Here is a 25,831-nt window from a genome sequence, read left to right on the forward strand (position 1 = left end):
GCTTCGCTTGTCTTGCGTAAAATTCAGATCAGCTTAAAAAAGAATCCCCTTTATTGGGGATTCTTTTTAGATTAAAGCCTGCGCGAGCAAAGCTCTTGCCTTGCGGAGCAGTGCTCCGCTTAATCACGCCTCAGGCTTTAGGCCCTCAGCTTTTTCCAGTGACTCATCATTGTTAAAGAATTTCTCACGCTGTTCTTCAAGAAATTTTTTCGCATCCGGTTCAAACACGTTTAGGCGTTTTTCATTGATGAGCGTAGTTTGATGCTTGAGCCATTCCTGCCAGGCTTGTTTGGACACGGTGTCAAACAGTTCCTGACCCTTTACCCCCGGGAAGGGAGCAAAGTCTAAACCTTCCATTTCTGTTTGATACTTACGGCAAAAAACTTGTCGAGACATATCCGTTTTCCTTAAGCGTAGAGTTTTTCTAAACGAGCGTAAGCACGAGCAATCGCTGCTTCAACCTGTGCAGGTGCCGTACCACCAATGTGGTTACGTGCATTGACAGAGGCTTCAAGCGTCAAGGCTTTTTCAAACACATCAGCTTGAATCAGACCAGAGAACTGTTGCAGCTGTTCAAGTGTCAATTCAGACAGGTCTTTACCTTCTTGCACACCTAGCGCAACTGCTTTACCGACAATTTCATGTGCATCACGGAAAGCCACGCCATTTTTCACCAGATAATCTGCAAGGTCAGTTGCAGTCGAGAAACCGCGAAGCGCTGCTTCACGCATGATTTCGATATTTGGAACCAGTGCAGGAATCATGTCGGCAAAAGCCATCAATGAACCACGAACAGTATCGATTGCGTCAAATAATGGTTCTTTATCTTCCTGGTTATCTTTGTTATAGGCCAAAGGTTGACCTTTCATCAGCGTTAATAGACTCATCAAGTCGCCGTATACGCGGCCAGTCTTACCACGAATCAACTCTGGAACATCCGGATTTTTCTTTTGCGGCATGATTGAAGAGCCGGTACAGAAACGGTCTGGAATGTTGACAAATTTGAATTGCGCAGAAGTCCACAGAATCATTTCTTCAGACATACGTGACAAGTGCATCATAATTAAAGATGCAGCAGCATTGAATTCAATACCGAAGTCACGGTCAGACACGGCATCCAGCGAGTTTTCACACACGGCTTCAAAACCTAAAAGCTGTGCGGTGTATTCACGCTCGATCGGATAAGTGGTACCTGCAAGTGCAGCAGAACCAAGCGGCAAGCGATTCACACGCTTACGGCAGTCAATTAAACGTTCAGAGTCACGTACCAGCATTTCAAACCACGCCATCAAGTGGTGACCAAAAGTCACAGGCTGAGCGGTTTGCAGATGGGTAAAGCCCGGCATAATGGTATTGGTATTTTTCGCCGCCAGACCCAAAATGCCTTTTTGTAATTTTTGCAATAACTCTAAAATCGCATCAATTTCATCACGTACATATAAACGGATGTCTGTCGCCACCTGGTCGTTACGGCTACGACCGGTATGCAGTTTTTTACCGGTGATGCCAATACGACTGGTCAAGCGCGACTCGATATTCATGTGCACATCTTCTAGGTCAATGCGCCATTCGAATTCACCTGCTTCAATTTCAGCTTTAATGGTGTTTAGGCCGTTAATGATGTCATCGCGTTCTTGTTCTGTTAAAACGCCTACTTTGGCAAGCATGGTTGCATGCGCAATAGAACCTGCAATATCTTGTTTATAAAAGCGTTGGTCAAATTGAACAGATGCTGTAAATTCAGCAACAAATGCGTCAGTAGCTTCAGAGAAACGACCGCCCCACATACCCGAAGTTTGGGCTTGTGACGGATTTGAGGAATTAGAAGATGTGGTCATATCGGCTCAATAAAATAAAAAGCAGTAATTTGAACAAGAGTATAGCAAATTCAGAATCACTTGCCGAAAAACAAAGCGATCCAGCTTCGACCTATACAGATGATCGGAAAAACAATGACGCCTATTTTTTTACGAAAATAGGGCATTGGCAACATCTAATTGAATTATTTATTGCCAGCAATATTTTGGCGGTCATCTTGGCTCTGGCAGAAGCACAATCCTGGACGGCTTTAAGTGTGGGTCGTCTGCTGCAATATATATTGTTCATTGATTGGGTTTTACTGGCTTTTGTTGCCTTGATTGAGCGCCTGCAGAGCAAAATCCAGCACTTCAGTTTTGGGCAGACCCTGGTTGCGGGCTTTGTTTTACTGCAGATTATTGTGTTATTGACCACGGTGGTGTTGAACGGTGTTATTTTCTTTGGACAAAATTTTCAATTCCAGCATTTGACGTTACAGGTTTTATTCGATGGCGCTGGATTACATCTCAGTTATGGGGTGCTGATTGGAAGTTTTTGTTTTCGCTATCTTTATATGCGTGAGCAATGGTCGCGTCAGCAAAACAGTGAATTAAACGCACGTATTCAGGCCATGCAGGCGCGGATCCATCCGCATTTTTTATTTAATAGCTTAAATACGGTGATCAGTCTGATTACCATTGATCCGGATAAAGCGGAACAAATGTTACTGAATTTATCACAGTTATTTCGGGCCAGTTTTAAAGAACTTAAACTGGTGCGCTTAAAAGATGAAATTGAACTGTGCCAGCGTTATCTGGCCATTGAACAGATTCGCTTGGGGGATCGCTTACAGGTAGAGTGGAAATATGACGATGAAGTTCTATTTTCTCAGATACAAATTCCTTTATTAACTTTACAACCTTTAGTGGAAAATAGTATTTTTCATGGAGTTGAAAAATTTCTAACAAAGAGTACGATAAGCATATTGATTGAAATATTGCAAAATCAAGTCAATATAGTCATTACTAATCCTTATGCACAGGATAAAATAAATTTACGACAGGGACATGGTATTGCAGTTGAAAATGTTAAGCAGCGGCTTGAAGCTTATTATGGGCACTCTGCAACTTTTCAGACATACGCGGGGAAGGGAATATTTACCACAGTTGTGCAATATCGATATAAATAAAAGATCATAGTTAACCTATAAAAAAAATGATGTTGACTGTGAAGGAGGAGAAATGGACATCCTGATTTGCGATGATGAACCTCTCGCCGTAGAGCGCTTGTCACGTTTAGTTACGCAATTGGGACATCAGGTGGTTGCCACTGCAAGTTATGGGCAGCAAGCAATTGAAATGACTCAATTCTATGAGCCGGATGTAGTACTGTTAGATATTCAAATGCCTGAAATGGACGGCTTGAGCTGTGCTGAATATTTGCGCCAGCTTGATCCTATGCCCGCCATTGTTTTTTGTACGGCTTATGATGAACATGCTTTGGAGGCATTTAAGTCGCATGCAGAAGGCTATTTGCTAAAACCGGTGATGCAGCAGGAATTGCAACAGGTATTAGATCATTTAACAAAACTGACTCAAGCACAAATGAGCAACTTAAAACAAAAAGAAGATATGGACGAACTCAATATAAAACGCCATCAGATTGTTGCGAAAACCTATCGTGGTGTGGAATTGATCCCTGTAGAAAATATTTATTATTTTTTGGCAGATCAAAAATATGTCACGGTACGGCATAAAAATGGCAGTGTACTGATCGATGAAACCTTAAAAGATCTGGAAAACGAATTTGGCGACCAGTTTATTCGAATTCATCGCAATGCTTTGGTTTCAGTACATTTCCTGGATGGTCTTGAAGTGATCAGTTCGGGACAGTATCAAGTGCGTTGCCGTGAACTGGAAGAACGCCTGGCGGTCAGCCGACGTCATCTGCCCAATTTAAGAGAACGCATCCAAAAGATCTAAATCTGTTTTCATAAATTTAGGTGACAAGGAGAATGCAAATTTACTTGCATTTTCCAGTCAGCACGTTAAGTTTACACTAACGCACTTATTGACTGTTTCTTGGATTTATGAAGATTTTGAAGATTGCAACTCGACAAAGCCCGCTTGCTTTATGGCAGGCGGAACATATTCGTGCCCGTTTGGAAGCATTACATGCGGATCTTAAAGTTGAGTTAGTGACCTTCGTCACCCAAGGTGACAAAATTCTGGATACGCCTTTAGCCAAGATTGGCGGAAAAGGACTTTTTGTTAAAGAGCTGGAAGCAGCCCTGCTGGATGGCCGTGCAGACTTGGCGGTGCATTCAATGAAAGATGTGCCGATGGCTTTGCCTGAAGGACTGAGCCTTGCGGTGATCTGTGAGCGTGAAGATCCGCTGGATGCCTTTGTGTCTAATACTTATGCAAGTTTTGATGACTTGCCACAAGGCGCCAAAGTGGGTACATCGAGCCTGCGTCGTAAAAGCCAGATTTTAAAAGCCCGTCCCGATTTGGAAATTATCGATTTACGGGGTAACGTGGGGACGCGTTTATCCAAACTGGATGCAGGTCTTTATGATGCTATTATCTTGGCAAGTGCGGGTTTAAAGCGTTTGGGGCTGGCTGAACGTATTCGTCATACGCTGCCAGCGGAAGTGAGCTTGCCGGCAGTTGGACAGGGGGCGCTTGGTCTGGAATGTCGTGCGGCAGATCAGGCTGTGCTGGAGCTTATTTTACCACTGTTACATCGCGAAACTGATGTGTGTGTACGTGCAGAACGCGCATTTAATGCCTATTTGGAAGGGGGCTGTCAGGTCCCGATTGCAGGGCATGCGACTTTAATTGAAGGTCAATTACATATTGAAGGTCGTGTTGGTAGTGTAGATGGTGCGACTTTATTAAAAGCTAAACTGAGCGGAACACCTGAACAGGCTGTAGAGCTGGGTGAAATGCTAGCGCAAAAATTAGTTGAACAAGGCGCTGGCGATTTATTGAAAGCCCTATATTAATATGCTGTTTATCAATACACGTCCGCAGGACCGTGCAGAAAGTTTGAGTCATGCCTTACGTATGGCTCAAATTGAGGTGTTGGATTTACCTTTATTGCAATTGCTGCCTCGACCCTGGTCAGCTGACTTGTCTGAACTTTATCAGCAATTGCCTGCTGCTCAGGTGATTGTGGTGGTGAGTCCCACGGCCGTGCAAATCGGCATGGATTATTTAAAACAATCATGCATAACGCTGGATCAGCTTAAACATATTCAGTGGATTGCGGTCGGGGATCGCACTGCTCAGGCTCTGGCACAATATGGTATTTCTGCCGAAGTCCCCAAAGTTGAAACATCGGAAGGAATGTTACAGCTTCCTGTTTTACAAACCCTCAATTCAGGTCAGTGTCTGGCTTTTTGGCGTGGTGAAGGGGGGCGGATGTTTATGATGGATCAGTTAAAACAGCAAGGCATGCGAATTCTAAATTTTGTTTTATATGAGCGCCGTTGTCCTGTATTTACTCAGCAAGATTTAGCTAATGTATTATCTTTATTAGAAAAACAAAAACAGTATGCTATGGTAGTCAGTAGCGAAGCGGGTTGGTTAAACTGGATTCAGCTCATGCAACATCAGAGGCACCTTATTGCAAGAGGGCATTATTTGGTTTTAGGGGAGCGCCTGTATCAAGTTGTTTCGAATTATAAAAAAAATCATGCAACATGTTTTAATATCACGCGACTACCTGATTTAAAAACAGATTCAATTCTGCAGAAGCTTGTTGTTGTGCAAGGGAACACATGAAGAAAATACTCATTTTATTATTTATTTTAAGTCTACTGTGGATTGCTAAATTAAGTTATGACTTATTCAATCTTACTGCACAACAAACAGAATTAAATACCAGTCTGCATCGAATTGAACAGAATAATGCAAACTTAAATGATCAATTTGTCGCTTTACAGCGCAAAGTCATGCTGACAGGAGAGTCTGCACCGGCAAGTTCGCAGGCTGCAGAGAATTTAAAAACCATTCAGGCGGCAAGTATTGATCCTGTTGTGGTGATTAAACAGCAACTAGAATTAATTGAATTTATGCTGCAACAACAACAGTTTACTGCAGCTCTGGATAAATTAACCCGTTTGGATCAAAATCTTGAGCAATATGCCCTCGCGGCACCATTGAAGCAAAGCTTGCATCAGGTGATTGCCAAAGACCATCAGCTTATTCAGCATTTTGTCAGTGAGCGGATAGCTCAGCAAATCAAAGTGGATGCGCTTATTCAGCAACTTGATGCTGCGCTGGCCCAAGAGTTACATGCACCCCAATTAAACGCGAGTCAGGCATCGGGTAAATCTTTCTGGCAACGTTGGCTAGTGATTGAACCTGCGAAACAACCTGCTACGGCGCTTATGCAGCGTCCGTTAATTTTAAAAGAAGCGCAGCTCCGACTGCTCATTGCGCAACAAGCCTTAAAACAGGGGCAATATTTAGAGTATCAAAAATCCCTGACTGAAATTATTCAATTATTAAATCAAATCCCCGATGAGAAGTCGCGACAGCTGATTCAGAATATCCAGAAGATCAAAGGATTTACAGTTTTGCCTACGCCTAGTTTAAATACACGTGCATTATTGGGATGATAAATTCATGAAGCAGATTTTACTGGCCTATGCTTTTATCAGCCTACTTATTATCGCAGGTTTAAGTGTTTTAAGTTATGGGTATGGCGCAGGTTATGTTTATTTATACTGGCGTGAATGGCAAATTCAAACCAATATCTGGATTATGTTTATTATTCTGGCCAGTTTAAGCCTGTTGATCCAATTATTGTGGTTGCTCATTAAACGTTATTTAACCCGGGAACAACGAAAGCTGGAAACGGTTTTTAATTTTAAAAACTTGCACCCTTATGAACAGTTGGCAGTAATTTGGTTATTAGAGGCGGCACAAGATCAACATCAATTTATTCAAAACGTCTTTTCTCAATCGGGTTTATTAAAGGGGATTATTGGTTCACGTTTGTATTGGATGCAGCAGCAATATCCCCAAGCGCTTGCCATCTTAAACCAAAGTAATGCCATGGCATTTGAATTGGCCGAAATACAGCGCATAGAAATTTACCTGTCGCAAAATGATGGTGAGCAAGCATTAACCCATCTTGAATTCTTAAATCAACATGAGCTTTCACCCTGGTTAAAAGATGTAAAAAGTGCATATGATTTAAGATTAACCAGTTTATGGGAAAAGTTTGCCATTCAGTTTCCCTGGATGTATTTACGCTCGACTAAATATGGACATCTGGGCACAGAAAAAAAACGGGAATGGTTACAGCAATTATTGGTTAATTTTGATCAGGCTAATATCGAAAGTTTGCAAAATTTGCAACAGCGCTATTTAGACTTGCAGGACCAGATTTATAGCCGTGATTATGAGATTAAAGTGTTATGGTTAAAGCTGTTATCACGTATGCCGGAAATGAGCCAGCAGCATGAAGCCTTGGTCTTACATTTACTGGATCAACAGTTTAATCAAGACGTTTTTTATTTATGGTTCCAGCAGCAATTATTAAAGCAAAGTCCGGATTATTTAATGGTTGAGCAACGAATTGACTATTGGGAAAGTAAATATCCTTCTTTACCTGTATTTGCCTTTGTGAAGTGGCATGTATATACCGCTACTGCAAGAGCGGCTGAAGCTGACCAATTGCTGGAGTTATACCCAGATAATGTGATGATGAATTATTTAAGAATTAAATCTACTTTAAAAGGTCAGGATGATTTGATTAAGCAGTTAAATTTAATTTTTGAAAATAATGCAAATTTTGTTGAAATAAAAATATAAAGGTAAGAAATATGCTCACTCTGTCCGATTATCCGGTGATTTATGATCAGTCTGTTGCTTGGGGCGATATGGATGCATTTGGGCATGTAAATAACGTGATGTATTATCGTTATATCGAAAGTGCCCGCATTTTTTATATGGATGTCTTGAATATTTTTGCACAGGATGTTTATACAGTGGTTGCTTCTAACCAATGCAAATATATTAGTCCGCTATTTTATCCAGACCAGCTTAAAATTGGTGTGCGTGTTGAGGAAATTCGTAATAGTGCCTTTCGTATGAGCTATTTATTATGGAGCGAGTCGCAACAAAAAACTGTTGCCGTGGCAGAAGCAGTGATTGTTTGTGTAAATAAGCACAACATGCTTAAAACGGAAATACCAGAAATTATTCGCCATAAAATTACAGAAATTGAGTTAAGCGTAAAACATTTAATTTTAAATTAAGGTTTTTCCAATATAGTGGGCTGTAAAATCTATTTAGCTAATTTTTATTATTTAAAAAATTCTATTGAATGTTTTAAATAATAAAAATATTATGAGCTAGTTTTAATTAAAAAAATATAAAGCCTTTTTTGGAGTTAATATGATGCCTGACATTAGTAATTTATCTGTTGAAGAGTTAAAGCGTTTACAAGTTGAAGCTGAAGCATTAATTGCTTCTAAAAATGATCAGGCAGTTGAAGATGCCTATCAGCAAATTTTGGACATTGCTGATAACGTTGGTTTAAGCATTGAACAAATTTTAGAGTTTGGTGCCACCAAACGTAAGAAAAGTACACGCAAATCTGTAGAACCACGTTATCGCAGCAAAAAGAATTCAGCAGATACTTGGACTGGTCGTGGTAAACAACCGCGCTGGTTGGTTGCAGAACTTGAAAGTGGTGCAAAATTAGAAGATTTTCTCATTTGATGGAAATATTCATCAGATAGTCATCTAATCGAATTAAATTAAAAAAACCAGGCTTTTAAGCGTGGTTTTTTTATATCTATTTTTTATCACTTGGAATTGGCGTTGAGAAAAAAGTGTGCATAATGGGGTAGAAATATAATATTCGTGTTAAGGGAAGAATAATTGACATGTGGGTCGTGGTGGGATGATTAAAAAACCCAAATATATCACCTGGTGGATTTTCTCCGTCAGCATCTTTTTAATGTTCATATTACTCCAAATTCCAGCGGCTTGGCTGATTTCAAAATTTTATAAAAACAACCAGATTTTACAAAACGTCAGCGGTAATATTTGGCAGGGGCAAGCAGATTGGCAGAAGGGTAATTTAACCGGGTCGTTGAGTTGGAAAACACGTCCTCTGGATATTTTTTTGCTGCGTTTGGGGGCAAACATAGAGTTACATAGTGGGAATACCCAGCTGGATGCTGTTGTTGGCTATGGTTTTGGCAAAAAAATAATGGTCCATGACTTGAATGGCCAGGTTGCGCCGGAAACGCTGAAACATCTGGTAGAATGGCAGTGGCCGGCCAATGCCATCCAATTGCAGGATATCAATTTTTCTTTTAAAAAAGAACAGGGTTTTGCCGGGGCTGAAGGTCAGTTGCAATGGGCGGGTGGCGAGCTGGTTTATAATTATGCCCAGCGTCAGGACCGAATGAATATTCCTTCCTTGAAAGGAAAATTGTCGGATGAAAATAATAAGCTGGTTTTTGATATCCGGGATCAGCGTGATCAAAAGCTGATGGCATTGGAACTGGATCAAAACGTGATGCTCGATCTGCGGTTGACTCAACGTCTGCTGCTGAATATCTCTTCCTATAATGGTAAAGCTGGTTTGGATACCTATGTGGTGAGTTCGCGCCAACCTTTGTTTAAAGGTGGCCTCTAATAATGAATCAGTGGTTAGAAAAAATTCAACAACTCAACTGGAAGCAGACAGACCGGATTGCTCCCTTATTTTTGGTCCTGCTGATTTTATATTTATGCTGGAAGTTGGCAAACATTTTTTGGCTGCTGGTGGCGCCGCCTCAGGTCATGCAGCTGGACCGTGTTGAGCTGGGTTCACACCAGCCACAGGTACCCAATATTTCTTCATTTGCCCTGTTTCAGGAAGCAGGTAGAACAGCTGCGGCAGAAGACACGGCTAATTTGATTTTGCAAGGTGTGGTGGTTGGTCATCCCAATCAGTTTTCCTCCGCAGTCATTAAAGTCAATGATCAGGCCGATCGCTATCAGGTGGGTGAAAATATTGCCCCGACCTCTTATCAGTTGGCTGAAGTGTACTGGGATCGGGTAGTGTTGCGTCAAAGTAATGGGACTACGCGAGAACTACAATTCAAAGGTATGGAAAATGGTCTGGATCAGAGCATTATTCCGCCTGTAGCAACAAACAGCTTACCGATGAATAATCAGACCACACCGCCTATGCCCAGTCAGGAACAAAATGCTTTAGGGCAGGCGGTGCAGAAGATACAGGAAGACCGTGATCAGTATTTAAAAGATATGGGGGTCAATGCAGCGAGTGGGGGCTATGAAGTTACGGCAAGAACGCCAGCGGCATTGCGCAGTAAGCTGGGACTGCAACCAGGTGACCGCATCATGTCTTTAAATGGACAGGCTGTGGGGCAGGGGCAAAGTGATGCCCAGCTGCTGGAACAGGCTCGACGTGAAGGTCAGGTCAAAATAGAAATAAAGCGTGGTGATCAAGTGATGACCATACAACAAAATTTTTAAGTGATGCATCGTCACCTTACAGGATTAGGAAGCACGGAACTTTATGGCTTTATTTAATCATCGTCCAGTGTGGGCTTTATTTGCGGCTGCACCCCTGATTGCTATGGTGAGTACCTCTACTCAAGCGCAAACATGGAAAATCAACTTACGAGATGCTGATTTAACTGCATTTATTAATGAAGTGGCCGATATTACCGGGAAGAATTTTGCTGTTGATCCGCGTGTGCGCGGCAATGTCACGGTCATTTCCAATAAGCCTTTAAATAAAGCCGAAGTCTACGATCTGTTTCTGGGCGTATTGAACGTGAATGGTGTGGTCGCCATTCCTTCAGGCAATACCATCAAACTGGTTCCAGATAGCAATGTCAAAAGTTCCGGTGTGCCTTTTGACAGCAAGCACCGTGCGACTGGTGATCAAATTGTCACACGGGTGATCTGGCTGGAAAATACCAACCCGAATGACCTGATTCCTGCCATCCGTCCATTGATGCCGCAATTTGCCCATTTATCGGCAGTGGCTGGAACCAATGCACTGATTGTGTCAGACCGTGCCAGTAACATTTATCAGCTGGAAACCATTATCCGTAATCTGGATGGTACCGGACAAAATGACATTGAAGCGGTGAGCCTGCAATCCAGTCAGGCTGAAGAAATGATTGGTTTGCTGGAATCTATGAGCTCTACCGGCGCAGCCAGAGATTTAAAAGGTTCCCGTATCCGTATCATTGCAGATACCCGGACCAACCGCATTGTATTGAAAGGTGACACCGCAACACGCAAACGCATCCGCCAGATGATTGAAATGCTGGATGTGCCAGCAGCAGATCGTTTGGGTGGTTTAAAAGTGTTTCGCTTAAAATATGCCAGTGCCAAAAATCTGGCGGAAATCTTACAGGGCTTGGTGTCTGGTCAGTCGTTATCCGGTTCATCCAATTCAAATAGTTCATCAAACAATAATGTGATGAACAATTCAAACAATAACAATTCGGGCAGTAGTTCATCTGGTAGCAGTTCTTCCAGTATTTCGACCCCAAGTATTAATCTGGGTGCAGGATCAAATACTAGTAATCAGAATAGCATCACCAGTTTTAATGCTAATGGCGTCAGTATTATTGCTGATGACAGCCAAAATTCATTGGTGGTGAAAGCTGATCCACAACTGATGCGTGAAATTGAATCGGCCATTCAGCAGCTGGATATCCGTCGTCAACAGGTCCTGATTGAAGCCGCCATTATTGAAGTGGAAGGCAATGATGCCGATCAGCTGGGTGTGCAGTGGGCTTTGGGTGATCTGACCAACGGCGTCGGCTTAATTAATTTTAGCAATGTCGGTGCAAGTATTGCCGAGCTTGCCGCCGGATATGTAGCCGGTGGTGCGGCAGGTGCTGCGGCCAATTTGGGAACCGGTACCTCGTTGTTACTTGGTGATTACAGGGAAAGCGATAACGGTTCACGCAAACTTTATGGCGCATTGATTCAGGCGCTAAAAAGCAAAACCAAGTCCAATCTGCTCTCGACACCTTCCATTGTCACCATGGATAATGAAGAGGCTTATATTGTAGTGGGACAGAACGTGCCGTTTGTGACCGGTTCTGCAACAACGACTTCAGCAGGGTTGAATCCTTATACCACGGTAGAACGCAAGGATGTTGGCGTCACGTTAAAAGTGGTGCCGCATATTGGGGAGGGTGGTTCGGTGCGTCTTGAAGTCGAGCAGGAAGTTTCTGCGGTACAGGACAAAGGTCAGGCCCAGGATCTGGTGACCAGCAAGCGTGCCATTAAAACCTCGATTCTGGCAGAACATGGACAGACTATTGTTTTGGGTGGCTTGATTTCCGACAACTCGATTCATAGCCGTCAGTCGGTACCGGGTTTGGGTGCAATACCTGGTTTGGGGCGTCTCTTCCGTGCCGATGCCAAATCCAATGAGAAGCGCAATTTGCTGGTCTTTATCCATCCCACGATTGTTGGAGATAAGAATGATGTGCGCCGTTTGTCGCAGCAGCGTTATAGCCAATTGTACAGCTTGCAGTTGGCCATGGATCAGGATGGTACTTTTGCCAAATTACCTGAAAATGTAGAAGATATTTATCAGCAGCGCATTCCGGTTACCTCATCGGCACCGAAAGCCTCTGATTATCAAACATTGCCATCAGCAACCCAAAATCAGCCCAATACAGCCACGTTTAGTACACCGGTTGCGATAGAACCGGTAGTGCAGAAACAAAGTGTTGCTATGCCGGTGACCGAGGTTAAAAAAACCAAAAATACCGTGACCACAACCACGATTCGTTCTGGTTCTTGACAGCGTGGCTAAAGAATTGAATATTTGCCGTGATATGATGATTCAAAATCACAAAGAGAAGTGCATTTCATGACTTGGAAAATACAAGCAATTACTGGTGAATTAACGGGACAGGAAATCAGCATCGACCGTGATATGTTGGTCGGGCGCCATCAGAGTGCAGATATCGTATTGCAGGCCGGGGAAATTTCCCGTAAACATGCGGCTTTCTTGCTCAAAGACCAAGCCTTATGGCTGCAAGATTTAAACTCATCCAATGGCACCTTTGTCAATGATGTACGTATTGAACATGAAACCTTGTTAAAAGAAGGGGATATCATTCAGTTCGCAAGCCTGAAATTTTCAGTTCTAGAACCTGCTCAAGCAATAGACGTGCCGCTTGAGATTGAACAGACTGTCGCTGCATTAAATCAGGAAGGGCCAGCAGTTAAACAGCCTGTAGAAACTGAAGTGCTAAAGACCGCAGCACAGCAAATGAATGATCAGGGCATGCCTGAACTGACCGAGCGCGATGCCAGCGTTCAGCTGAGTCGTGATGGTATGCCACAAGGGGTTGCCATCCCAAAACCTGCACCTATTCCTGAAGGTGTAGACTTGAGTACAATTCCCGAGAAGCAAATACCTATCGCGGTTGAAACACCGGTATTACGTGTAGAGCAAGTCAAGGAAGAGCAGAAAAATGCATCGGTGGGCCTAATCTCCATTGTTGTATTGATTATCCTTGCAATCATTGCCTGGTTGTTCTTTAAATAAGCCTGCACGCGACATACAATAAAGGCATGCAATCGCATGCCTTTATTGTATCTGTATGGTCGAAATCAATCATAAGAGGGAAATGATGTCTGTAGCAAAACTTGCAAGCCGTAAACTGATTTTATTTGACTTGGATGGTACCTTGGTTGACTCGGCATCAGATTTATACCGGGCCATGAACATGAGTCTCAATGTCTTGCAATTGCCGACCGTGACTGAGCAACAGGTGCGTACCTGGATCGGTAAGGGCACTTCTGTTTTTTGCCATAGCACTTTGCAATATCTTACCGGAAAGGTCGATCCTGCACAGCATCAGCAATTATTGGCGACTTTTTTAAGTATTTATAATGCAGATCCCTGTGTGGATACCCAGCCTTTTAAAGGGGTAGTTGAATTTCTTGACTGGGGTTTAAGCTGCAATAAGCAAATGATTTGTGTCACCAATAAACCCGAACAGCCGGCACGTGCGATTGTTGAAGCCTTGGGGCTGAATCATTATTTTGTCGATGTGATTGGCGGGGACCGTTTTGAAGAACGTAAACCTCATCCACGGCAGTTGCTGTTTTGTGTTGGTGAATATAATGCCACTGCGGCAGAAACGCTCATGATTGGGGACTCCAGTAATGATGTGGAAGCAGCAAGACGTGCGGGAGTTGATTGTATTGTGGTGAGCTATGGCTATAATCATGGTGAAGATATTCATGATTGCCAGCCGCAACAAGTGGTTGATGATTTAACAGAATTACTTGCGCAATAAGTGAAAATTAAGGATAGTGGAATGAGAAATTGTATGGTTTTTCGATGGCGAAACTAAGTCAGATTACAGGAAAACAAACTTAAACCAGCCATATCGAAAACATAGAGAATACTCATGACAACTCAAGCTCAATTCGAACAGTTAAAATCTGAGGGTTATAACCTGATTCCGGTTTATCGTCAGCGTTTGGCCGATACCGAAACTCCATTATCCGTATTTGCACGTCTGAAAGACCACAGTCAGGCCTATCTGTTTGAATCGGTCGAGGGAGGAGAGAACTGGGCACGTTATTCCATTATCGGTTTGGGTGAGTCCACTGTTTTTTCATGCAACCGCGGTGTATTAACCGTTCAGCAGGTGGATGGTTCTGTTGATACTCAGCCATGTAGCGACCCATTTCAGTATATCCGTGATTTTCAGGCGCAGTTCCATGTGCCGACGCAAAAAGATTTGCCTGATTTACCGAGCTTCACCGGGGGGCTGGTGGGCTATTTGGGTTATGATTCAGTACGCTATATTGAACCGCGCCTAAAAAATGTGCCTGAAGCCGATCCGGTCGGTTTGCCGGATATCTGGATGATGCTGTCTAAAACCGTCATTGTGTTTGATAACTTAAAAGACACCTTGTTCCTGATTGTACATGCAGATGCAAATGATCCCGAGGCCTATGCCAAAGCCCTGGTTCAATTGGATGAACTAGAAAATACGCTGGCAACCCCGATCAGCCTGCAAGCCAAAAAGCATACCGCTCCCCATTTTGAGTCTTTAACCGGGCATGACAAGTTTATTGAGTCGATTGCCAAGGTGAAGGAATATATTAAAGCGGGCGATGTCATGCAGGTAGTGCCGGGGCATCGTATGGTCTCGAATTTCGATGGCGAGCCTTTACAGGTCTATCGTGCCTTGCGTCATTTAAATCCATCACCTTATCTGTTTCTGGTTCAAGGGCGGACGTTAGATAATCAAAAGCCATTTCATATCGTAGGATCTTCACCTGAAATTTTATCGCGTCTGGAAAATGGCATTGCAACTGTGCGTCCTTTGGCCGGGACGCGTCCACGTGGTAAAACCAAAGAAGAAGATTTGGCACTTGAGCAAGATCTACTTTCTGATGAAAAAGAGATTGCTGAACATTTGATGTTGATTGATCTGGGGCGTAACGATGTCGGGCGTGTGTCAAAAATCGGTAAAGTGCAGGTCACGGATAAAATGGTGATCGAACGTTATTCGCATGTCATGCATATTGTCTCGAATGTGCAGGGTGAAGTTCGCGATGATGTCGATGCGCTGGATGTGTTTAAAGCCACTTTTCCGGCTGGTACGCTTTCGGGTGCACCTAAAATCCGTGCCATGGAAATTATTGACGAAGTTGAACCGGTCAAACGCGGAATTTTCGGCGGTGCTGTGGGTTATTTAGGCTGGCATGGTGAAATGGACATGTCGATTGCCATTCGAACCTGTGTGATTCGTGAAAATAAGGTTTATGTTCAGGCTGGCGCAGGGCTGGTTTATGACTCAAATCCTGAATCTGAATGGAATGAAACCCAAATAAAAGCTCGTGCAGTGATCAAAGCGGTTGAATTATCGTCAAACGGATTGATTTTATGAGTTTTTGACGGTTTTTTTGAAAAAAACACTTGCACGGATTCTAAGTTTTGCTAAACTGCACACCGTTCCGATACGAAACGTACGAAACACTAAGAAACGCCGGCATAGCTCAGTTGGTAGAGCAACTGACTTGTAATCAGTAGGTCCACAGTTCGAATCCGTGTGCCGGCACCATCTTAGAAGTTTGGGTAGTGGGGTAAAAGAACAACACTGAAGTAAGTGTAAAATGGTGAGATTCCCGAGCGGTCAAAGGGAACAGACTGTAACTCTGTCGCGTAAGCTTCGAAGGTTCGAATCCTTCTCTCACCACCAATTTTAAGACTTCGATAAGTGGTTTATACCAACATCGTGCGGGAGTAGCTCAGTTGGTAGAGCGGTAGCCTTCCAAGCTACATGTCGCGAGTTCGACCCTCGTCTCCCGCTCCATTGAAGTTTTTATTTGCTCTTATAGCTCAGTGGTAGAGCACTCCCTTGGTAAGGGAGAGGTCTCGAGTTCAAATCTCGATAAGAGCTCCAGATACAGTTTGGCAACTTTGTTGCAAAGATTTTAAAAAGCAGGCTTATTAGTCTGCTTTTCAAGTATTGGGTGTTTGATTTTTTAAACGACATGTCGGAGCTGGGTTTTACTCAGGATTGTGTTCGACGTAAACGAGGAAGATGAACATGGCTAAGGCTAAGTTTGAACGTAACAAGCCACACGTAAACGTGGGCACAATTGGTCACGTCGACCATGGTAAAACTACTTTAACTGCTGCGATTGCAACTATTTGTGCAAAAACTTACGGCGGTGAAGCGAAAGATTACGCAGCAATTGACTCTGCACCAGAAGAAAAAGCACGTGGTATTACCATTAATACTTCACACGTAGAATACGATTCTCCATCTCGTCACTACGCTCACGTAGACTGCCCAGGACACGCCGATTATGTTAAAAACATGATCACTGGTGCTGCTCAGATGGACGGTGCAATCCTTGTATGTGCTGCGACTGACGGTCCTATGCCACAAACTCGTGAACACATCCTTTTGTCTCGCCAAGTAGGTGTACCTTACATCCTTGTGTTCCTGAACAAATGTGACCTTGTAGACGACGAAGAGTTGCTTGAACTGGTTGAAATGGAAGTTCGTGAACTTCTTTCTACTTATGACTTCCCTGGTGATGACACTCCTGTTATCCGTGGTTCAGCTTTGGCTGCGCTTAACGGTGACGCTGGTCAATATGGCGAATCTTCAGTTCTTGCTCTTGTTGAAGCGCTTGACACTTATATCCCAGAACCAGAACGTGCAATCGACAAAGCATTCTTGATGCCAATCGAAGACGTATTCTCAATTTCTGGTCGTGGTACAGTAGTAACTGGCCGTGTTGAATCAGGTATCGTGAAAGTAGGTGAAGAAGTTGAAATCGTAGGTATCAAAGATACAGTTAAGACAACTGTAACTGGCGTAGAAATGTTCCGTAAATTGCTTGACGAAGGTCGTGCAGGCGAGAACTGTGGTGTTCTTCTACGTGGTACTAAACGTGAAGACGTTCAACGTGGTCAAGTACTTGCTAAACCAGGTACAATCAAGCCGCACACTAAATTCGATGCAGAAGTATACGTACTTTCTAAAGAAGAAGGTGGTCGTCACACTCCATTCCTTAACGGTTACCGTCCACAGTTCTATTTCCGTACAACTGACGTAACTGGCGCGATTTCTTTGAAAGAAGGCGTTGAAATGGTTATGCCTGGTGACAACGTAGAAATGTCAGTAGAATTGATTCACCCAATCGCAATGGACCCAGGTCTACGTTTTGCGATCCGTGAAGGTGGTCGTACAGTTGGTGCTGGTGTTGTTGCTAAAGTAACTGCATAATAGCAACCATAAGTTGAAATTACAGATCGGGGACTTTAGTTCCCGATTTGTACTGTAGGTCAGTAGTTCAATTGGTAGAGCGTCGGTCTCCAAAACCGAATGTTGGGGGTTCGAGTCCCTCCTGGCCTGCCATTTTTTTAAAAAAAAGCTTGATGCTGGTTAAATTGTCATATAATAAGTCGCGAAGCCTACGACGAGTACAAAAATGTCGAATGATAAATCGCGTGACGCATTAAGCGAAGCGCCAATTCCACAAAGAAATAATTCTGCTGAAGTTGTTAATTCTGGTTCCCCTTTAGATATTGTTCTATGGGTTATCGCATTGATTTTATTAATCGGTGCAGCCATGGTGGGTCAGTATTTGCCAGCGTATTGGGCACCTGCCAACAATGTTTGGGTGCGCGTTGGAGTAATTTTGGCTTGTATCGTAGTGGCTTTAGGTTTATTATACGCCACCCATCAAGGCAAAGGCTTTGTTCGTTTGTTGAAAGACTCTCGAATTGAGCTGCGTCGTGTGACTTGGCCGACTAAGCAGGAAACGGTGTCCACATCCTGGCATGTTCTTGCTGTTGTTGTAATCGCTGCCATTGTTTTATGGTGTTTTGATTACATCTTGGGCTGGTTAATGAAGTTTTTTATCGGGTAAAAGAGCTATGAAACGTTGGTACATTATTCATGCCTATTCAGGTTATGAAAAACAAGTGATGCGTTCACTTAATGATCGAATCCAGCGTAGCGCTGTAGCCGATAGCTTTGGTGAAGTCCTGGTTCCTACCGAAGAAGTGGTAGAGATGAAGGATGGCAAGAAGCGTAAATCAGAGCGTAAATTCTTTCCTGGCTATGTATTGGTCGAAATGGAAATGAATGATGATACCTGGCACATTGTTAAAGAGTGTCCAAAAGTATTGGGTTTCATTGGTGGTACAGCAGAGAAACCTGCACCAATTACGCAAAAAGAAGCTGATGCGATTCTTGCACGTGTACGCAATACTGGTGAAGCGCCTCGTCCTAAGACGATGTTTGAGCCAGGCGAAGAATTACTTGTTATTGATGGTCCATTCACAGACTTTAAAGGTGTGGTGGAAGAAGTTCTTTACGAGAAGTCACGTTTAACGTTGACAATCAATGTATTCAATCGTCCAACTCAGGTTGAGCTCGAATTTCGTCAAGTCGAAAAAGCGAACTGATTTAAGCTGGATTGAAAACGCCCGATTTGTTATGGATCGGGCATTGTTGTTGTAACAGTTTTGTTACGTGAATAATGTTGGGGAGCCTAGCGGCGTTTGTACCCAGAGGTAATTTGAAATGGCTAAGAAGATTGACGGCTATATCAAGCTGCAAGTTCCAGCTGGTAAAGCGAATCCATCTCCACCGATTGGTCCTGCACTAGGTCAACGTGGTGTTAACATCATGGCATTCTGTAAAGAATTCAATGCTGCAACACAAAAAGTTGAACCAGGTCTTCCAATTCCTGTAGTGATTACTGTGTACAACGACAAGTCGTTCACATTCATCATGAAAACTCCACCTGCTGCTATTCTTCTTAAGAAAGCTGCTGGTATTCAAAAGGGTTCAGCTGTACCGAACAAAACTAAAGTTGGTAAGTTGACTCGCGCTCAGTTAGAAGAAATTGCGACTACTAAAGAACCAGATTTAACTGGTGCTGATTTAGACGCACGTGTACGTACCATTGCTGGTTCTGCGCGTTCTATGGGCTTGGAAGTGGAGCTATAAGACATGGCAAAGTTAACTAAACGTCAAAAAGCCATTGCTGCTGCTGTAGAAGCAAACAAAGTTTACACTTTGGAAGAAGCGGTACAAGTTTTAACTAGCCTTCCTGCTGCTAAATTCAAAGAATCTTTGGATGTATCAGTAAACCTGGGTGTTGACCCTCGTAAATCTGACCAGGTTGTTCGTGGCGCGACTACACTTCCTGCAGGTACAGGTAAAACTGTACGTGTTGCTGTGTTTGCTCAAGGCGCTGCTGCTGAAGCTGCTAAAGCTGAAGGCGCAGACATCGTTGGTTTTGATGACCTTGCTGAAAGCATCCAAGCGGGTAACCTTGACTTTGACGTTGTAATTGCTGCTCCAGATGCAATGCGCGTTGTAGGTAAACTTGGTACGATTCTTGGTCCACGTGGCTTAATGCCAAACCCTAAAGTGGGTACAGTAACTCCTGACGTAGCTGGCGCGGTTAAAAACGCTAAAGCTGGTCAAGCACGTTACCGTGTAGACAAAGCGGGTATCATCCACGCTGCGATCGGTCAAGTTGGCTTTGAAGCTGCTGCTGTTCGTCAAAACGTTGAAGCTCTTGTAGCTGACCTTAAGAAAGCAAAACCTGCTACTTCTAAAGGTGTTTACATTAAAAAGATCACTTTAAGCTCAACTATGGGTCCTGGTCTTACTATTGATGTAGCAAACGTAACTAACTAAGTTTGACTTAGAAAAGAATTTTAAAGCCCTGAGTAAAAATCAAAGCGCTGCTTTGATTTTTACGCAAGATAAGAAATAGGCTTCACTCGAAGCGTAGCTTCTTGTCTTGCGTGTCGGCAAAGCGATACTTTGCTGATCGCCCCTCAGGCAAACTTTGAATTGATAAATGTAAATTTGTCAGCGTCAAAGACCTCGGGCGAGGGGAGTTCTTTGGAACTCACTTCTTAAAAGTCCAGTCCGAGTAGACGCGGTGGTGTGATTTGTTCATCCTCCGCGTGTAAGTCCAGTGATGGCCTTACGAATTGGGAGTGTACTTCTTTGTAAGTGCATAAATCACCGTTAGGAGGTTTTACAATGGCTCTTCTTATCGAAGGCAAAAAACAGATCGTAGCTGAAGTAGCTGAAGTTGCTTCTACTGCATTTGCTGCTGTTGTTGCTGACTACCAAGGTTTAACTGTTGAGCAATTAACTGCTCTTCGTGTTGAAGCTCGTAAACTAGGTGTTCACACACGTATCGTGCGTAACACTTTGGCTAAACGTGCTCTTCAAGATACTCAATTCAATATCTTGAATGACAACCTTGTTGGCCCAACAATCTTAGCTTTCTCAACTTCTGAAGACGACATGGGCGCAGCTGCTCGCTTGTTTGAAGAATTTGCTAAAACGAACAAAGCATTTGAACTTAAAGCTGCTGCCTTTGATGGCAAAGTTTATCAAGGTGCTGAAGTTAGCGTTATCGCAAACCTTCCAAACCAAGAAAAAGCGCTTACTATGCTTGCAAACGTTCTTCAAGCTCCTATTTCGAAATTGGGTCGCCTTATTACTGCGCTCAAAGAGAAAAACGAGTCAGAAGCTGCATAAGCTTAAATTTACTTTCACACCATTCAATCCCCATTTGGAGTTATTCTCATGGCTTTAACTAACGAAGAAATCTTAAACGCAGTTGCTGAAAAAACTGTTCTTGAACTTGTTGAACTTATCTCTGCTTTTGAAGAAAAATTCAACGTATCTGCTGCTGCTGTAGCTGTTGCTGCTGGTCCTGCTGCTGGTGCTGCTGTTGAAGAACAAACTGAATTCAACGTTGAGTTGACTTCTTTCGGTGCTAACAAAGTAGCTGTAATTAAAGCAGTTCGTGAAATCACTGGTCTTGGCTTGAAAGAAGCTAAAGACATGGTTGAAGGCGCTCCTTCAGTTCTTAAAGAAGGCGTTTCTAAAGAAGAAGCTGAAGAACTTAAGAAAAAACTTGAAGAAACTGGTGCTACAGTTACTGTTAAGTAATTTCGATCGGGGTCTAATTTTAAATTGACCCCAAAAATTGGCTGATGGCTCTTGGGTCATCAGCCTTTTTGCGTTACAATTATCGGCTCGATTTTTGTTTGATTGGTGTAAAAAAGCATCAATTATTATAATAATCAATAATATCAAACGTTTACCAATATTTTTTATATTTGAAAATATTGCTAAGCGTTTTAATACCACTAAAAATTGCAGCATTTGTAAAAAGTGGTGGCCATATCGGCCTGTGTAATTCCTTCTAGGTCCGTTCTGCAGGCGGACTTAGTTTACTTTCCGAGGACTCCAGATGGCATACTCATATACCGAAAAGAAACGGATCCGTAAGAATTTTGGTAAATTGCCTAGCGTCATGGATGCTCCGTACTTGCTCGCGATTCAGGTCGACTCGTACCGAACATTCTTACAAGATGGCAAAACACCAAAAAACCGCGAAGATATCGGTCTCCAAGCCGCATTTCGTTCAGTTTTTCCTATTGAAAGTTATTCTGGCAATGCTGCTTTAGAATTTGTTGAGTATAGTCTTGGTAAGCCTGAGTTTGACGTGCGTGAATGTATTTTACGCGGTTCAACTTATGCAGCACCAATGCGTGTAAAAATTCGTTTGATCTTAAAAGATCGCGAAACCAAATCAATTAAAGACGTACGTGAACAAGAAGTGTACATGGGTGAAATGCCACTCATGACAGAAAACGGTACTTTTGTCATCAATGGTACTGAGCGTGTAATCGTATCTCAATTACACCGTTCACCAGGCGTGTTCTTTGACCACGATAAAGGCAAAACACATTCTAGCGGTAAAGTTCTTTATTCTGCACGTATCATTCCTTACCGTGGTTCATGGCTGGATTTCGAATTCGATGCTAAAGACCTTGTATATGTTCGTATTGACCGTCGTCGTAAATTGCTTGCGACTGTGGTTCTTCGTGCTTTGGGTTATAGCAACGAACAAATCCTGGATATGTTCTACGAAAAAGTACCTGTGTATCTTGACATGGGTAGCTACCAGATTGACCTGGTTCCAGAACGTCTTCGTGGCGAAATGGCGCAATTCGACATTGCTGACAATGACGGTAAAGTGATTGTAGAGCAAGGTAAACGTATCAATGCGCGTCACGTACGTCAGATGGAAGCTGCTGGTTTAGAAAAACTTTCTGTTCCGGATGAATACTTGTACGAACGTATTGTTGCTGAAGATGTTGCTTTACGTGACGGTGAAGTGATTGCAGCCAATACGGTATTGAGCCATGAGATCATGGTGAAATTGGCTGAAGGTGGCGTAAAACAATTTAACGTATTGTTCACGAATGATATCGATCGCGGTTCATTCATTGCTGACTCTTTACGTGCTGATACAACTACTGGTCGTGAAGAAGCACTGGTAGAAATTTACAAAGTGATGCGTCCAGGCGAGCCACCAACAAAAGAAGCTGCTGAGAACCTGTTCAACAACCTGTTCTTCTCTTCTGAACGTTATGACTTGTCTCCGGTCGGTCGTATGAAGTTCAACCGTCGTTTGGGTCGTCCTTACGAAGTCGGTACTGATCAGAAGTCTCGTGAAGTTGAAGGTATTCTTTCAAACGAAGACATCACTGATGTATTAAAAACATTGGTTGAAATTCGTAACGGTAAAGGTGAAGTCGACGATATTGACCATTTAGGTAACCGTCGTGTTCGTTCTGTTGGTGAAATGACAGAAAACCAGTTCCGTGTTGGTCTTGTTCGTGTTGAACGTGCTGTTAAAGAACGTTTAAGCCAAGCTGAAACTGACAACTTGTCTCCGCAAGATTTAATCAATGCGAAACCAGTTGCTGCTGCAATCAAAGAATTCTTTGGTTCAAGTCAGTTGTCTCAGTTCATGGACCAAAACAACCCGTTGTCTGAAATTACACACAAACGTCGTGTATCAGCGCTTGGGCCTGGTGGTTTGACACGTGAACGTGCGGGCTTCGAAGTACGTGACGTACATCAAACTCACTATGGTCGTGTGTGTCCAATTGAGACTCCTGAGGGTCCAAACATTGGTTTGATTAACTCACTTTCTGTTTATGCGAAATGTAATAACTTCGGTTTCCTGGAAACTCCATACCGTAAAGTTGTAGATGGTCGTGTAACAGATGACGTTGAATATCTTTCTGCAATTGAAGAAGTAGGTACTGTCATTGCACAGGCCGATTCTGCAATTGATAAAGAAGGTAACCTGACTGAAGAATTCGTTTCTGTACGTCACCAAGGTGATTTCGTACGTATGCCTCCTGAAAAAGTGACGCATATGGATGTATCTGCTCAACAGGTTGTATCTGTTGCTGCATCACTTATTCCATTCCTTGAACACGATGATGCGAACCGTGCATTGATGGGTTCAAACATGCAACGTCAGGCAGTACCTACGTTGATCGCCGACAAGCCGCTTGTTGGTACTGGTATGGAAGCAAACGTAGCGCACGACTCAGGTGTATGTGTACTTGCGAAACGTGGTGGTCGTATTGAATTTGTAGACGCGTCTCGTGTGGTAATTCGTGTCAACGAAGAAGAGATGATCGCAGGTGAAGCAGGTGTAGATATTTACAACCTGATCAAATATACACGTTCGAACCAGAACACTTGTATCAACCAGAAAGTTCTTGTGAAACTTGGTGATAAAGTTGGTCGTGGTGACGTTCTTGCGGATGGTCCATCTACGGATGGCGGTGAATTGGCGCTTGGTCAAAACATGCGCGTAGCGTTCATGACCTGGAACGGTTACAACTACGAAGACTCGATCTTGTTATCTGAGCGTGTTCTTCAAGAAGACCGTTTAACGTCGATTCATATTCAAGAATTGTCATGTGTTGCACGTGATACCAAGTTAGGTGCAGAAGAAATTACTGCTGATATTCCTAACGTTGGCGAAGCTGCACTGTCTAAACTGGACGAGTCAGGTATTGTTTACATCGGTGCTGAAGTAACAGCGGGTGACATCCTGGTTGGTAAAGTAACACCGAAAGGTGAAACGCAGTTGACGCCTGAAGAAAAATTGCTTCGTGCAATCTTCGGTGAAAAAGCAGCTGACGTTAAAGACTCTTCTTTACGTGTGTCTTCAGGTGTGAAAGGTACAGTGATTGACGTTCAAGTGTTTACACGTGACGGTCTTGAAAAAGACGAACGTGCTCAAGCCATTGAAAAAGCTCAATTGGATGCTTACCGTAAAGACTTGAAAGAAGAATTCAAAATCTTCGAAGAAGCAGCACGTGAACGTATTGTTCGCCTGTTGAAAGGTCAAGAATCGAATGGTGGTGGTACCACTAAACGCGGTGACAAGCTGACTGAAGAATTGTTATCTGGTTTAGAGCTTGTTGACTTACTGGATATCCAGCCAAGTGATGAAGCAATTGCTGAGCGTTTAACTCAAATCCAAGTGTTCTTGAAAGAGAAGAGCCAAGAGATTGACGAGAAATTTGCAGAGAAAAAACGCAAACTTTCTACGGGTGATGAACTGACTACTGGCGTATTGAAAGTGGTTAAGGTTTACCTCGCAGTTAAACGTCGCATCCAGCCGGGTGATAAGATGGCCGGTCGTCACGGTAACAAGGGTGTTGTATCGAACATCTTGCCTGTAGAAGACATGCCGCACGATGCCAACGGTGTTCCTGTGGATGTGGTACTTAACCCGCTGGGTGTACCATCACGTATGAACGTGGGGCAGATTCTGGAAACTCACTTGGGTATGGCAGCGAAAGGTCTTGGTGATCAAATCGACAAGATGTTGAAAGAGCAACGCACTGTACTTGAGCTTCGTGACTTCTTAGACAAGATTTACAACAAAGTTGGCGGTCAGCAAGAAGATCTTGACAGCTTGACTGATGATGAAATCTTGGCATTATCTGGTAATTTGCGTGCTGGTGTTCCTTTAGCAACACCTGTATTCGATGGTGCTGAAGAATCGCAAATCAAAGAATTACTTGAACTTGGTGGCATTTCACGTACGGGTCAAACGGTATTGTATGATGGCCGTACCGGTGAACGTTTTGACCGTCCAGTAACTGTAGGTTACATGTACATGCTGAAACTGAACCACTTGGTTGATGACAAGATGCATGCGCGTTCTACAGGTTCTTACTCTCTAGTAACGCAACAACCATTGGGTGGTAAAGCCCAGTTCGGTGGTCAGCGTTTCGGTGAGATGGAAGTCTGGGCACTGGAAGCATACGGTGCAGCTTATACGCTCCAAGAAATGCTTACTGTGAAATCGGATGACGTTGAAGGTCGTACTCGTATCTATAAGAACATTGTAGATGGTAACCATTACATGGACCCAGGTATGCCTGAATCGTTCAACGTATTGACCAAAGAGATCCGTTCTTTAGGTATCAACATTGAACTGAAAAATGGTGACTAATTAAATCCCCCTGACCCCCTTTTTCAAAGGGGGAAAGTTCCCCTCTTTATCAAAGAGGGGCTAGGGGAGATTCCAAATTTCAGTTAAAAAACAATATTTGTGACCCAGTTGTGAAGTGAAAATCTCCACAACACACGGAG

At 43.2% G+C, this 25,831-nt stretch carries 24 protein-coding genes and 5 tRNA genes; 27 read left to right on the top strand and 2 right to left on the bottom strand.

The features are described from left to right. Window positions 1-123: 123 nt before the first annotated feature. The gene (locus tag FTT83_RS01450; protein WP_180042004.1) at window positions 124-396 is read right to left on the bottom strand and encodes an oxidative damage protection protein; all 273 of its coding nucleotides are present in this window, start codon (window positions 394-396) and stop codon (window positions 124-126) included. An 11-nt stretch (window positions 397-407) separates the two neighbouring features. After that, the gene (gene argH, locus FTT83_RS01455; protein ID WP_180042006.1) at window positions 408-1,838 is read right to left on the bottom strand and encodes an argininosuccinate lyase; all 1,431 of its coding nucleotides are present in this window, start codon (window positions 1,836-1,838) and stop codon (window positions 408-410) included. On the opposite strand from argH, the gene FTT83_RS01460 reads away from it, so the two are divergent. The 27 genes from FTT83_RS01460 to rpoB all read left to right on the top strand — a co-directional run bounded on the left by FTT83_RS01460 (window position 1,829) and on the right by rpoB (window position 25,691). Beyond that, the gene (locus FTT83_RS01460) at window positions 1,829-2,986 is read left to right on the top strand and encodes a sensor histidine kinase (protein ID WP_180042008.1); all 1,158 of its coding nucleotides are present in this window, start codon (window positions 1,829-1,831) and stop codon (window positions 2,984-2,986) included. The genes argH and FTT83_RS01460 overlap by 10 nt on opposite strands. A 52-nt stretch (window positions 2,987-3,038) precedes the next feature. After that, on the top strand, window positions 3,039-3,779 hold the full coding sequence (locus FTT83_RS01465) for a LytTR family DNA-binding domain-containing protein (RefSeq protein ID WP_166170677.1): 741 nt from the start codon (window positions 3,039-3,041) through the stop codon (window positions 3,777-3,779). Between the two features lie 107 nt (window positions 3,780-3,886). Further along, window positions 3,887-4,804, top strand: coding sequence for a hydroxymethylbilane synthase (hemC, locus tag FTT83_RS01470; protein ID WP_086196451.1), 918 nt, complete (start codon window positions 3,887-3,889; stop codon window positions 4,802-4,804). A 1-nt stretch (window position 4,805) separates the two neighbouring features. Continuing rightward, complete coding sequence (locus FTT83_RS01475; RefSeq protein ID WP_180042010.1) at window positions 4,806-5,585, top strand: uroporphyrinogen-III synthase; 780 nt, start codon at window positions 4,806-4,808, stop codon at window positions 5,583-5,585. Next, complete coding sequence (locus FTT83_RS01480) at window positions 5,582-6,424, top strand: hypothetical protein (RefSeq protein WP_180042012.1); 843 nt, start codon at window positions 5,582-5,584, stop codon at window positions 6,422-6,424. The genes FTT83_RS01475 and FTT83_RS01480 overlap by 4 nt, the downstream gene beginning before the upstream one ends. A gap of 7 nt (window positions 6,425-6,431) precedes the next feature. Beyond that, window positions 6,432-7,625 (top strand): heme biosynthesis protein HemY, encoded by a 1,194-nt coding sequence (locus FTT83_RS01485; protein WP_166170672.1) that lies wholly within the window; start codon window positions 6,432-6,434, stop codon window positions 7,623-7,625. Window positions 7,626-7,636: 11 nt separating this feature from the next. Beyond that, entirely contained in the window at window positions 7,637-8,071 is a 435-nt protein-coding gene (locus tag FTT83_RS01490) for a thioesterase family protein (protein WP_086196447.1), read from the top strand. Window positions 8,072-8,210: 139 nt separating this feature from the next. Further along, window positions 8,211-8,537, top strand: a complete 327-nt coding sequence (locus tag FTT83_RS01495; protein ID WP_086196446.1) for an H-NS family nucleoid-associated regulatory protein — start codon at window positions 8,211-8,213, stop codon at window positions 8,535-8,537. 184 nt (window positions 8,538-8,721) lie between these two features. Continuing rightward, window positions 8,722-9,465, top strand: coding sequence for a type II secretion system protein N (gene gspN, locus FTT83_RS01500; protein ID WP_180042014.1), 744 nt, complete (start codon window positions 8,722-8,724; stop codon window positions 9,463-9,465). Window positions 9,466-9,467: 2 nt separating this feature from the next. Beyond that, window positions 9,468-10,310: a type II secretion system protein N gene (locus FTT83_RS01505; protein ID WP_180042016.1), complete on the top strand. Its 843-nt coding sequence runs from the start codon at window positions 9,468-9,470 to the stop codon at window positions 10,308-10,310. Between the two features lie 43 nt (window positions 10,311-10,353). After that, a complete protein-coding gene (gspD, locus tag FTT83_RS01510) occupies window positions 10,354-12,615 on the top strand; it encodes a type II secretion system secretin GspD (protein WP_180042018.1) in 2,262 nt (753 codons plus the stop codon). A 69-nt stretch (window positions 12,616-12,684) separates the two neighbouring features. After that, entirely contained in the window at window positions 12,685-13,368 is a 684-nt protein-coding gene (locus FTT83_RS01515) for an FHA domain-containing protein (RefSeq protein ID WP_180042020.1), read from the top strand. Between the two features lie 85 nt (window positions 13,369-13,453). After that, window positions 13,454-14,125 (top strand): phosphoglycolate phosphatase, encoded by a 672-nt coding sequence (locus FTT83_RS01520; RefSeq protein WP_180042022.1) that lies wholly within the window; start codon window positions 13,454-13,456, stop codon window positions 14,123-14,125. Between the two features lie 114 nt (window positions 14,126-14,239). Then, window positions 14,240-15,733, top strand: coding sequence for an anthranilate synthase component I (gene trpE / locus FTT83_RS01525; protein ID WP_180042024.1), 1,494 nt, complete (start codon window positions 14,240-14,242; stop codon window positions 15,731-15,733). A gap of 98 nt (window positions 15,734-15,831) precedes the next feature. After that, a tRNA-Thr gene (locus FTT83_RS01530) sits at window positions 15,832-15,907 on the top strand. 54 nt (window positions 15,908-15,961) lie between these two features. After that, window positions 15,962-16,045, top strand: a tRNA-Tyr gene (locus tag FTT83_RS01535). 38 nt (window positions 16,046-16,083) lie between these two features. Next, window positions 16,084-16,159, top strand: a tRNA-Gly gene (locus FTT83_RS01540). A 15-nt stretch (window positions 16,160-16,174) separates the two neighbouring features. Then, window positions 16,175-16,249: transfer RNA gene (locus FTT83_RS01545), tRNA-Thr, on the top strand. A 147-nt stretch (window positions 16,250-16,396) separates the two neighbouring features. Then, window positions 16,397-17,587, top strand: a complete 1,191-nt coding sequence (tuf, locus tag FTT83_RS01550; RefSeq protein WP_086196440.1) for an elongation factor Tu — start codon at window positions 16,397-16,399, stop codon at window positions 17,585-17,587. Window positions 17,588-17,643: 56 nt separating this feature from the next. Beyond that, window positions 17,644-17,719 (top strand) — tRNA-Trp (locus FTT83_RS01555). 73 nt (window positions 17,720-17,792) lie between these two features. Further along, window positions 17,793-18,233: a preprotein translocase subunit SecE gene (gene secE / locus FTT83_RS01560; RefSeq protein WP_092820249.1), complete on the top strand. Its 441-nt coding sequence runs from the start codon at window positions 17,793-17,795 to the stop codon at window positions 18,231-18,233. Window positions 18,234-18,240: 7 nt separating this feature from the next. Next, the gene (nusG, locus tag FTT83_RS01565) at window positions 18,241-18,774 is read left to right on the top strand and encodes a transcription termination/antitermination protein NusG (protein WP_086197255.1); all 534 of its coding nucleotides are present in this window, start codon (window positions 18,241-18,243) and stop codon (window positions 18,772-18,774) included. A 118-nt stretch (window positions 18,775-18,892) separates the two neighbouring features. After that, on the top strand, window positions 18,893-19,321 hold the full coding sequence (gene rplK / locus FTT83_RS01570) for a 50S ribosomal protein L11 (protein WP_034587972.1): 429 nt from the start codon (window positions 18,893-18,895) through the stop codon (window positions 19,319-19,321). 3 nt (window positions 19,322-19,324) lie between these two features. Further along, window positions 19,325-20,020 carry a 50S ribosomal protein L1 gene (gene rplA, locus FTT83_RS01575; protein WP_092820248.1) on the top strand — a complete coding sequence of 232 codons (696 nt, stop codon included), beginning with the start codon at window positions 19,325-19,327 and terminating at the stop codon, window positions 20,018-20,020. A gap of 354 nt (window positions 20,021-20,374) precedes the next feature. Next, window positions 20,375-20,881 (top strand): 50S ribosomal protein L10, encoded by a 507-nt coding sequence (rplJ, locus tag FTT83_RS01580; protein WP_004813562.1) that lies wholly within the window; start codon window positions 20,375-20,377, stop codon window positions 20,879-20,881. A 48-nt stretch (window positions 20,882-20,929) separates the two neighbouring features. Next, window positions 20,930-21,298 (top strand): 50S ribosomal protein L7/L12, encoded by a 369-nt coding sequence (gene rplL / locus FTT83_RS01585; RefSeq protein ID WP_086197252.1) that lies wholly within the window; start codon window positions 20,930-20,932, stop codon window positions 21,296-21,298. A 304-nt stretch (window positions 21,299-21,602) separates the two neighbouring features. Next, a complete protein-coding gene (gene rpoB, locus FTT83_RS01590; RefSeq protein ID WP_086197250.1) occupies window positions 21,603-25,691 on the top strand; it encodes a DNA-directed RNA polymerase subunit beta in 4,089 nt (1,362 codons plus the stop codon). Window positions 25,692-25,831 lie beyond the last annotated feature (140 nt).

It is taken from the genome of Acinetobacter sp. YH01018 (genome assembly GCF_013420295.1).
Classification (GTDB): domain Bacteria; phylum Pseudomonadota; class Gammaproteobacteria; order Pseudomonadales; family Moraxellaceae; genus Acinetobacter.

What these genes read in the sequence shown, in the direction of transcription:
- FTT83_RS01450 (WP_180042004.1), bottom strand. Translation starts at nt 396, where the DNA reads ATGTCTCGACAAGTTTTTTGCCGTAAGTATCAAACAGAAATGGAAGGT.
- FTT83_RS01460 (WP_180042008.1), top strand. Translation starts at nt 1,829, where the DNA reads ATGTGGTCATATCGGCTCAATAAAATAAAAAGCAGTAATTTGAACAAG.
- argH (WP_180042006.1), bottom strand. Translation starts at nt 1,838, where the DNA reads ATGACCACATCTTCTAATTCCTCAAATCCGTCACAAGCCCAAACTTCG.
- FTT83_RS01465 (WP_166170677.1), top strand. Translation starts at nt 3,039, where the DNA reads ATGGACATCCTGATTTGCGATGATGAACCTCTCGCCGTAGAGCGCTTG.
- hemC (WP_086196451.1), top strand. Translation starts at nt 3,887, where the DNA reads ATGAAGATTTTGAAGATTGCAACTCGACAAAGCCCGCTTGCTTTATGG.
- FTT83_RS01475 (WP_180042010.1), top strand. Translation starts at nt 4,806, where the DNA reads ATGCTGTTTATCAATACACGTCCGCAGGACCGTGCAGAAAGTTTGAGT.
- FTT83_RS01480 (WP_180042012.1), top strand. Translation starts at nt 5,582, where the DNA reads ATGAAGAAAATACTCATTTTATTATTTATTTTAAGTCTACTGTGGATT.
- FTT83_RS01485 (WP_166170672.1), top strand. Translation starts at nt 6,432, where the DNA reads ATGAAGCAGATTTTACTGGCCTATGCTTTTATCAGCCTACTTATTATC.
- FTT83_RS01490 (WP_086196447.1), top strand. Translation starts at nt 7,637, where the DNA reads ATGCTCACTCTGTCCGATTATCCGGTGATTTATGATCAGTCTGTTGCT.
- FTT83_RS01495 (WP_086196446.1), top strand. Translation starts at nt 8,211, where the DNA reads ATGATGCCTGACATTAGTAATTTATCTGTTGAAGAGTTAAAGCGTTTA.
- gspN (WP_180042014.1), top strand. Translation starts at nt 8,722, where the DNA reads ATGATTAAAAAACCCAAATATATCACCTGGTGGATTTTCTCCGTCAGC.
- FTT83_RS01505 (WP_180042016.1), top strand. Translation starts at nt 9,468, where the DNA reads ATGAATCAGTGGTTAGAAAAAATTCAACAACTCAACTGGAAGCAGACA.
- gspD (WP_180042018.1), top strand. Translation starts at nt 10,354, where the DNA reads ATGGCTTTATTTAATCATCGTCCAGTGTGGGCTTTATTTGCGGCTGCA.
- FTT83_RS01515 (WP_180042020.1), top strand. Translation starts at nt 12,685, where the DNA reads ATGACTTGGAAAATACAAGCAATTACTGGTGAATTAACGGGACAGGAA.
- FTT83_RS01520 (WP_180042022.1), top strand. Translation starts at nt 13,454, where the DNA reads ATGTCTGTAGCAAAACTTGCAAGCCGTAAACTGATTTTATTTGACTTG.
- trpE (WP_180042024.1), top strand. Translation starts at nt 14,240, where the DNA reads ATGACAACTCAAGCTCAATTCGAACAGTTAAAATCTGAGGGTTATAAC.
- tuf (WP_086196440.1), top strand. Translation starts at nt 16,397, where the DNA reads ATGGCTAAGGCTAAGTTTGAACGTAACAAGCCACACGTAAACGTGGGC.
- secE (WP_092820249.1), top strand. Translation starts at nt 17,793, where the DNA reads ATGTCGAATGATAAATCGCGTGACGCATTAAGCGAAGCGCCAATTCCA.
- nusG (WP_086197255.1), top strand. Translation starts at nt 18,241, where the DNA reads ATGAAACGTTGGTACATTATTCATGCCTATTCAGGTTATGAAAAACAA.
- rplK (WP_034587972.1), top strand. Translation starts at nt 18,893, where the DNA reads ATGGCTAAGAAGATTGACGGCTATATCAAGCTGCAAGTTCCAGCTGGT.
- rplA (WP_092820248.1), top strand. Translation starts at nt 19,325, where the DNA reads ATGGCAAAGTTAACTAAACGTCAAAAAGCCATTGCTGCTGCTGTAGAA.
- rplJ (WP_004813562.1), top strand. Translation starts at nt 20,375, where the DNA reads ATGGCTCTTCTTATCGAAGGCAAAAAACAGATCGTAGCTGAAGTAGCT.
- rplL (WP_086197252.1), top strand. Translation starts at nt 20,930, where the DNA reads ATGGCTTTAACTAACGAAGAAATCTTAAACGCAGTTGCTGAAAAAACT.
- rpoB (WP_086197250.1), top strand. Translation starts at nt 21,603, where the DNA reads ATGGCATACTCATATACCGAAAAGAAACGGATCCGTAAGAATTTTGGT.